Origin of the sequence: Massilia sp. CT11-108, assembly GCF_047302915.1 — a bacterium.
GTDB lineage: Bacteria > Pseudomonadota > Gammaproteobacteria > Burkholderiales > Burkholderiaceae_D > Telluria > Telluria orientalis.
Genome location: NZ_JBKYMO010001340.1, coordinates 1 through 361 on the forward strand (window position 1 = coordinate 1; position 361 = coordinate 361).

Below are 361 nucleotides of genomic sequence, written 5' to 3' on the forward strand. Positions count from 1 at the left end.
CCACCCCCCCGGCCGCCCCGCCGCGTGGGCGCGGAGATGTGAAAAAGACACAGCATGTGCGCCGTCAGGCCGCGCAGCAGGCCGCCGGCGACGGCATCCAGGGAGACGGCGTCCGGCACCGCCACGAGGCGATCGGCCGGCACATTGCGCACCGCCGCATAGCCGCCGAGCAGTCCCGTGTACGCGACGCGCTGGCCCGGTTCGAAGCCGGTCACCCCGGGGCCGAGCGCCTCGACGACGCCGGCGCCTTCGACACCGGGCGTGGCCGGCAGGTGCGGCAGCGGATAGGTGCCGCTACGGTGATACACGTCGAGGAAGTTCACGCCGATGGCCAGCTGGCGCACCCGCACCTCGCCGGCCA

1 protein-coding gene is annotated in these 361 nt (G+C 74.2%); it reads right to left on the bottom strand.

Translation table 11 applies throughout. The features are described 5' to 3' along the window. Positions 1–361: alcohol dehydrogenase catalytic domain-containing protein (locus ACEN88_RS34700; RefSeq protein WP_413346950.1), on the bottom strand; the 361-nt coding region annotated here is incomplete at both ends.